Here is an 8449-nt window from a genome sequence, read left to right on the forward strand (position 1 = left end):
TATTGTCAAAACACATCAGCCGGCATCGCTCTCAAACACGAGGTTAAACAGTCTCATTTCCTGCATTTTCAGTTTCACGCCAGCCTCCTGTTTTTTCATAGTATAACGGGATGAAATTGCAGATGGTAATGAGTAAACACCTGTGCGTCAGTTTTTGTGTGTTCCGACTTTTGGGGTTTTCGGATCTCCGGACAAGGAGAGAAGGATTGGTGTAGCTAAGGCAAAAGAGTGGGGGGGCTGAGGGGCTTTTTCCATATCAGCATTAGGAACTAGTTTTTATGACTGATGACGCGAAATATTTAAGAGGGGAAAATATCTTGAGGCTATTTAATCGGTACTTGTAAGAACTCTTATGTTAAATCAGACTGCCCGGGCATTATTGATAGCAACCCTGTAAAACGCCCAGGTACAGGCTCTTTGGTTTTATCGGAGAGGCTTTTTCATTGAAGGTGAAGTGTGAGCCACAAAACCATTACGCTCATAAAATGGTATCGCCTGCTGTCGGGCATCAAGAAACACGAAGTTCATATCCCTGCTTTCTGATTCAGTGGTGGCAAAATCCAGCAGTTTTTTCCCTATCCCCGAACTTCTTAATGCCTCATCTACGACCAAATCATCAATATGGAGATGTGATACTCTGGCCAGAGTATGAACGGGGCGGAAGCCCATCAGGCCGAGCATTTTCTCATCGCCAAATGCGCCAACAAGCTCATAACCGTTCATGGTCTGAATTCTGACGCTTTCGATAAATTTCTCTTTGGAAGTATTCCGGAGCTGTGAAATCAGACTGTAAGCATGATCCGATTCAAGCGGCAGTAATTTTCTGTTCGAGAGGTCCATAGTGCCCTCATTTCCACATAGGTTTCTGATTTTATAGGCGTATGGGGCATGATTTGCAACGGGGATATTATGTCTAATATGGCATAACATCCTTGTTGCAAGGATGTTAAGGTCCGCTCCTCGCTCAAAGCAGACATTGGTCTGACGTCAATCTTCAATGTGTCAGAAGTTGGCGCTCCTTTAAGCGTTTGCTCTTTTTGGTATTCCTCTACTGCTGGTAGCCATGTCAGAAGCCCGTGGTGGATCAATCCCGCAGGGGCTGTTCCTGCTTTAGCTTGTACTATCAAATATTACGAGGTGTGGCCATGACAAAAGATGCCAACTCTTTGCCGAACGCGGGCATCTGCCCTTGGTGATCAACCTGTAATGCCGCCTGTCCGGGCTTTTGCAGGTCAGCATGCACCTTGTATGGGGTTTCCTTCTGTGCCGGTTCGCACCAGACCCACAATAATAATTATGTACCCGCTTAAAAAGTCACATTCAAGGCGAGATGTTGAAGTAACATAATGGTTTTGGCATCCATAATTTCTCCACTGCGTATCGCGGCCAGCGCATGGTCCAGAGACCATTCCATCACTTCTATATCTTCGCCCTCATCGACCAGCCCGCCGCCCGAGCTTTGACGATCCTCATCCGTGTATTCAGCGATAAAAAAATAAAGCTTTTCTGTCACCGAGCCGGGACTCATATAGGCTTCCATCACTTTCTCAAGCTTTTTAACCCGATACCCCGTTTCTTCTTCCGCTTCTGCGATGATGCGCGCTTCTGGTGAAGCCTCGTCGAGCAAACCGGCGGCGGCCTCAATCAGAAAGCCGTGATGACCATTGATAAAAACCGGAAGGCGAAACTGACGCGTCAGTACCACGGTGCGCTTGCAGCGGTTGTAAAGCAGTATTACTGCGCCGTTGCCACGGTCATAAGCCTCACGCTGTTGCTCCTGCCACTGGCCATCTGCACGTTGCAGTTCAAAGGTATATTTTTTTAATACGTACCAGTTATCGGATAACACCTGTTCACGAATATTGCGTATTTTCTGCTGCATAAAGTCCCCCTGATGATGACAGGGGGGACATTATCATGCACAATCGTGCACTATCAAGAAAAAACAAGAATGGAAAATTATGCTCTCCACTCAACGTAAACAGCAAATATTAAGGCTGCTTGCCGCCGAGGATCAGGTCATGTCCGGCGAGTTAAGCCAGCGCTTTGGGGTGTCTGAAGACTCTATCCGCCGCGATCTGCGTGAGCTTGCCGCCGAAGGGTTACTGCAGCGTGTGCATGGTGGGGCGCTGCCGGTTTCTGCCGCCATAGCGCCCTTTGAAACACGCAAAAACGTGCAGATTACCTCCAAGCAATCTATTGCCCGAAAAGCGGTTCAGCTGATTCAGCCCGGTCAGGTAGTCATTATCGACGGTGGCACAACCACGGCGGAAATGGTGCGTTTATTGCCCCGGGATTTGGCCTTCACAGCCATTACACATAGCCCGAACATTGCTGTTGCTCTGGCAGATTTTCCTCTGATCGAGGTGATTATGCTTGGCGGCCAGCTCTATCGTCACTCTCTGGTAGCGGTAGGAGCAACGGTGTTTGAGGCCATCGCGCGTATCAATGCCGATCTTTTCTTTATGGGAGTGACCGGCGTGCACAAAACCGCCGGTTTAACCACCGGCAACCATGAAGAAGCCGGCGTTAAAAGGGCACTGGCAGCAAGAGCCGCTGAGACGGTGGTGATGGTGTCTAAAGAGAAGCTTAATTCAGCCTCCGCCTTTGCTATTGGCGAGCTGACCATCGCCAGCACGTTAATCGTTGATGGCGAGCCAGGTGCCGATATGCGTAAGCTTTTGCAGCAAAAGCAGATTACGCTGCTGTAGAGCAACGTTCTTAAAGCTCCTTTTTGACGAACAGAGCAGCTGATGCCTGCGTCTTCTACAAATAAAGTCTGAGCAAAAGAAGCCAACAGCCCGCTTATAGAACGGGCTGTTGGCTGGTGACACGCACTGAATGAGCAGCGAGCTGGTCTGGCCGACAGGAGGCTAGCCTGCCGGCGGGTTAAACGTCAGTCGGCCAGCTTCTCATTCAGCTCACCACCGGCAGGTTTTTTCCACTGGGACTCCAGCTCTTCCAGAGATTTGCCCTTGGTTTCCGGCACAAATTTCCACATAAATATCGCCGCCAGCAGCCCCATTACGCCATACAACCAGTAGGCGAAACCATTATTGAAATGCGCGTTGAGCGTGCTGTTTTTATCCATCATCGGGAAAGTCCACGAAACCAGATAGTTCGCCACCCACTGTGCTGCCACGGCCAGCGACATCGCTTTACTGCGAATGCGGTTAGGGAAAATTTCCGCCAGCAATACCCAGCAGACCGGCCCCCAGGAGATAGCAAAGGACGCTACGTAAAACAGCATTGCGCCCAGCGCCACCACGCCGGACATTTTGCTGTAAAAGGCGGTGCCCAGCGTAAACATGCCGATCGCCATGCCCAGTGCGCCGATAATTTGCAGCGGCTTGCGGCCAAAATTATCCACCGTCATAATAGCAATGGTGGTGAAAATTAAATTAATGATGCCCACAATAATAGTTTGTAACAGAGCGACATCGGTGCTGGATCCAACGGAGCGGAAAACCTCCGGCGCATAATATAAAACCACATTAATACCGACAAATTGCTGAAATACGGAAAGCATAATGCCAATAACAATAACGCCAGCACCAAAAGAAAACAGCGGGGCGCTTTTGCTGGTGCGAGTATTAACCGAATGCGTAATATTCTGCAGCTCTTGCTGGCCCTGTGCTTTGCCAAAAAGTTTTTCCAGAATGACGGCGGCTTTGTCATTCATTCCCTTAGCGGCCAGCCAGCGCGGGCTTTCCGGTACGGCAAACAGCAGAATGAAAAATAATAAAGAAGGTATGGCACCCGAGAGGAACATCAGCCGCCATCCGAGGGTATCCAGCCAGTCTGCATTACCGGATAACGCAATACTGTAATTGACGCAGTAAACCAGCAGCTGGCCTAAAATAATAGCAAACTGGTTGCAGGCAACCATACGACCGCGAATTTTCGCTGGCGTAATTTCAGCGATATACATAGGGGAAACCATAGAAGCCAGGCCCACACCAATCCCGCCAACGATACGGTAGATGACGAATTCGCTGAGATAACCCGAAAGATAATAAGGCACACCGTTATCCGTACTGACGGCGCGATGGCCGACCTCGGGAAAAGCGGAGCCCAACGCCGATAAAAAGAACAGAACGGCCGCGACCAGCAGCGTTTTCTTTCTGCCAAAACGGGCGCTTAACGGCCCGCCCAGTACGCCGCCGATAATACAGCCAATCAGCGCGCTGGCAACGCAAAAACCCAGCAGTGAATTGGCTGCCGATTCGCTTAATTCCCGGGGAGAAATAAAAACTTTATTCAGTGAAGAAACGGTCCCGGAAATGACCGCCGTATCGTAACCAAATAATAACCCGCCTAATGTTGCCACCAGCGTGACGGAGATTATATAGCGATTATTGGCTTTCATTTCAGATGCTCTTGCCATAACAAACCTCTTGGGTAGGAAGAAATAAGGTGGAGCGTTTTATGTTTGAGGCCAGGGTTGCCCTTTTTATTGATCGGCGCATCATTTTTGCTGAAGCACGTCTGCCGCGTGATAAAACATAATCTTCCGGACGCCGCAAGGAAATTACAATTTTTTGTAAACACTACAGGCGTTTTGCTTTTTATGAGAGGGATCACAGGCTGTCTTTTCAGTCCTCTTGCTCTTTGCTAACAACTTTGTGACTGATGTCATGGTTGGGATATTACAGCGACGTTTTACGAAATTTTATAATTGAGTACCAGGCTTTATTGTTTGCATAGTAATGGGGTTCCCACTACTTCCTGAAAATATCTTTAAGGATAATGACCATGGCAAACTATTTCGATCGTATAACTAAAATTGCTTATGAAGGCAGTGACAGTCAGAACGACCTGGCCTTTCATTTTTATAATCCGGATGAAGTTATTCTTGGCAAAAAAATGAAAGATCACCTCCGTTTTGCCGCCTGCTATTGGCACACCTTCTGCTGGGCCGGCACCGATATGTTCGGCACGGGCGCATTCGAACGTCCCTGGTTTAAAGCGGGCAACGAGCTGGAACAGGCGAAAGTGAAGGCGGATATCGCCTTTGAGTTTTTCGACAAGCTTAACGTGCCGTTTTATTGCTTTCACGACGCCGACGTGGCGCCTCAGGGGAATTCCGTGAAGGAATATCTGCATAACTTTGCGGTGATGACGGACCTCCTGGCGGAAAAACAGCAGCAAACCGGCGTGAAGTTACTATGGGGAACCGCAAACTGTTTCACCCACCCACGTTATGGCGCAGGCGCGGCTACCAGTCCGGACCCGGAAGTGTTTGCCTGGGCCGCGCTGCAGGTCAATACGGCCATGGCCGCTACGCAAAAACTGGGCGGTGAAAACTATGTTTTATGGGGCGGCCGTGAAGGGTATGAAACTTTGTTGAATACCGATCTGAAGCAGGAACGCGCCCAGATTGGCCGGTTTATGCAGATGGTGGTAGAGAACAAACACCGCATTGGCTTTACCGGCACCTTGTTAATCGAGCCGAAGCCGCAGGAGCCGACCAAACATCAGTATGATTATGATGTGGCAACCGTTTACGGCTTTCTGAAAGAGTTCGGGTTAGAAAATGAGATCAAAGTGAACGTGGAAGCTAACCACGCGACGCTGGCCGGACACTCTTTCCACCATGAAATCGCCACGGCGGCCGCGCTGGGCATTTTTGGTTCTGTGGATGCTAATCGTGGTGATTTGCAGCTCGGTTGGGATACGGATCAGTTCCCAAATAGCGTGGAGGAAAACGCCCTGATTATGTATGAAATTCTCAAGGCAGGCGGGTTCACTACCGGCGGGCTGAACTTCGATGCCAAAGTTCGCCGTCAGAGTACCGATCCTTACGACCTGTTTTACGGCCATATCGGCGGAATGGATGTGATGGCGCACGGCCTGCGCATTGCCGCTCGCCTGATCGAGGAAGGACGGCTTGAGCAGGCTCGCGAAGCACGCTACGCGGGCTGGAATGGCCAGCTGGGTCAGGATATCCTTGCCGGGAAACTCTCTTTGCAGGAACTGGCGGGCTATACGGAAAAATCAGCCCTCTTCCCGCAGCACCGCAGCGGCCATCAGGAGCGGCTGGAAAATATTGTGAATCAGGCCCTCTACCGGTAGCAACTGCCCCATGCCAGAGGAAGCAACGCATGTATATAGGAATCGATCTTGGTACGTCCGGCGTAAAAGGCGTCCTGCTGGACGAAAACAATGGGGTGCTGGCCAGCCACACGGAGAAACTGACCGTCTCTCGTCCTCATCCTTTGTGGTCTGAGCAGGATCCGCAAGCGTGGTGGCAGGCCACCGACCGGGTCATGCTGGCACTGGCCGCGCAGCATACGCTGAAAGCGGTTCGGGCGATCGGGCTGACCGGGCAAATGCACGGCGCCGTGCTGCTTGGGCAGCAGCAGGAAGTCCTGCGACCCGCTATTTTATGGAACGACGGCCGTAGCGCGCAAGCCTGTCAGCAGCTGGAAGCCAGCGTGCCGGATGCTCGTCAGATAACGGGCAACCTGATGATGCCAGGCTTTACCGCGCCCAAGCTGCTGTGGGTAAAAGAGCATGAGCCGGCTATTTATCATCAGATTACCCATGTTCTGCTGCCGAAGGATTATCTGCGCTGGCGAATGACCGGGGAGTTCGCCAGCGATATGTCCGATGCGGCAGGCACGCTGTGGCTGGATGTCGGCAAACGCGCCTGGAGCGATAAGCTGCTGGCGGCCTGTGGCCTGACGCGCGACCAGATGCCGACGCTGTTTGAAGGTAACGAGGTCACGGGGCAGCTAACTGCCGCGTTGAGCCAGCGTTGGTCGCTACCCGCTAACCTGCCGGTTGTCGCCGGTGGCGGCGATAACGCCGCCGGCGCGATTGGTGCCGGGATTTGGCAGCCGGGGCAGGCAATGCTGTCGCTGGGCACGTCCGGCGTCTGTTTTGCGGTTAGCGAGCGCTTTCTCAGTAACCCCGAGCAGGCCGTACACAGCTTTTGTCATGCGTTGCCCGACACCTGGCACCTGATGTCGGTGATGCTCAGTGCGGCTTCCTGCCTGGACTGGGCGGCGCGGCTGACGGGGCAGTCTTCCGTGGCGGCCCTGCTGGCGCTGGCCGAACAGGCGAAACCGGGAGAGAAGTCGCCCTGTTTCCTGCCTTATCTGTCCGGCGAGCGCACGCCGCATAATAATCCTGATGCGACCGGCGTGTTCTGGGGATTCACTCATCAGCACGGTCCGGCAGAGTTGGCGATGGCGGTGCTGGAAGGCGTCAGCCTGGGCCTGGCGGAAGGGATGGCCGCCTTACGGGCGACGGGCATCCGGCCTGCTGCCGTCACGCTGATTGGCGGAGGGGCACGCAGTGCGTTCTGGCGGCAGCTACTGGCCGATATCTCCGGCGTTACGATGGAATACCGTACGGGCGGCGATGTTGGCCCGGCGCTGGGGGCGGCCAGGCTCGCCCGCATGAGCTGCTATCCGGGGGTGTCGCCCGCGGATCTGCTGCCGGTGCTGCCGTTGGAGTCCCGCTATACGCCTCGTGCCGATCGCCATGATTTCTACCGCCAGCGGCAAAGGTTATTCAGCTCGCTCTATCAACAAACCGTCTCACTTTAACGCGCGGCCAGCGGGTTTTTCTGCATAACGGAAAACGCCGCGCCGCTTTTTTTTTGATCGCCCCGGCAGGCCTGACGATGGCTTCCCGGGATCCCTTGTCTTTACAAAAAAATTCTTCATATTGAAGCGGTCGCTTTCGTTTCAGGGTCAGAATATGAAGAACAATGATGCTTGTACCAGGCACGCCCGAATTTCGCTTCTGTTTAATGCTAACAAAGCGTATGACCGACAGATTATTGAAGGCATAGGCGAGTATTTTTACGCCTCGCAGTGCGACTGGGACATTTATATAGAAGAGGATTTCAGCGTTCATCATCTGAACGAGAACATTCTTTCCGGCAGCGGCATCATAGCGGACTTTGATGACAGTCAGCTTGCCGCGCAGCTGGGTCAAATTGCGCTGCCGGTAGTCGGCGTGGGCGGATCTTACAGTAACCGCGAAGACTATCCTGGCGTCAGTTACGTTGCCACGGATAACGAGGCGCTGGTGGCCGCTGCGCTAAACCACCTGACTGAGAAAGGCATTGAACGCTTCGCCTTTTTCGGCCTGCCTGCCTCGGCAGGCAAGCGCTGGGCACAGGAGCGGGCGTCGGCGTTCCGGCGTCTTACCCGTGACATGCCGTGGCCCGGGCTGCTTTATGAAGGGATGGTAACGGACAGCAATAGCTGGGAAATAGCCCAGCAAAAGCTGGCGGAATGGCTGCATTCTCTGCCTGCGCATACCGGTATCGTCGCCGTCACGGATGCCCGCGCCAGACACATCCTGCAGACGTGTGAGCATATCGGCATCGCAGTACCGGAAAGCCTGTGCGTGATTGGCATTGATAATGAGGAGTTGACCCGCTATCTGTCGCGTATTTCGCTTTCTTCCGTGGTGCAGGGGACGCGCAGGA

The 8449-nt window shown here is 52.8% G+C and carries 7 protein-coding genes; 4 read left to right on the forward strand and 3 right to left on the reverse strand.

Annotated elements, in window-relative coordinates:
* Positions 1-423 precede the first annotated feature (423 nt).
* Positions 424-840 carry a GNAT family N-acetyltransferase gene (locus RTK32_RS15155; protein WP_312045418.1) on the reverse strand — a complete coding sequence of 139 codons (417 nt, stop codon included), beginning with the start codon at positions 838-840 and terminating at the stop codon, positions 424-426.
* Between the two features lie 466 nt (positions 841-1306).
* Entirely contained in the window at positions 1307-1882 is a 576-nt protein-coding gene (locus RTK32_RS15160; RefSeq protein WP_312045420.1) for an NUDIX domain-containing protein, read from the reverse strand.
* A gap of 79 nt (positions 1883-1961) precedes the next feature.
* Between RTK32_RS15160 and RTK32_RS15165 the strand changes: the two genes are divergently transcribed.
* Positions 1962-2711: a DeoR/GlpR family DNA-binding transcription regulator gene (locus RTK32_RS15165; RefSeq protein WP_312045422.1), complete on the forward strand. Its 750-nt coding sequence runs from the start codon at positions 1962-1964 to the stop codon at positions 2709-2711.
* A gap of 185 nt (positions 2712-2896) precedes the next feature.
* On the opposite strand, the gene xylE is transcribed toward RTK32_RS15165, so the two are convergent.
* On the reverse strand, positions 2897-4387 hold the full coding sequence (gene xylE, locus RTK32_RS15170; protein WP_312045423.1) for a D-xylose transporter XylE: 1491 nt from the start codon (positions 4385-4387) through the stop codon (positions 2897-2899).
* Positions 4388-4755: 368 nt separating this feature from the next.
* Between xylE and xylA the strand changes: the two genes are divergently transcribed.
* The 3 genes from xylA to RTK32_RS15185 form a co-directional block, all read left to right on the forward strand.
* Positions 4756-6075, forward strand: coding sequence for a xylose isomerase (xylA, locus tag RTK32_RS15175; protein ID WP_312045425.1), 1320 nt, complete (start codon positions 4756-4758; stop codon positions 6073-6075).
* A gap of 29 nt (positions 6076-6104) precedes the next feature.
* A complete protein-coding gene (xylB, locus tag RTK32_RS15180) occupies positions 6105-7556 on the forward strand; it encodes a xylulokinase (protein WP_312045427.1) in 1452 nt (483 codons plus the stop codon).
* Positions 7557-7710: 154 nt separating this feature from the next.
* A partial coding sequence (locus RTK32_RS15185) for a substrate-binding domain-containing protein (RefSeq protein WP_312045429.1) occupies positions 7711-8449 on the forward strand: 739 nt, incomplete at its 3' end.

The sequence above is a fragment of the Erwinia sp. genome (assembly GCF_031978025.1).
Lineage (GTDB): Bacteria > Pseudomonadota > Gammaproteobacteria > Enterobacterales > Enterobacteriaceae > Erwinia.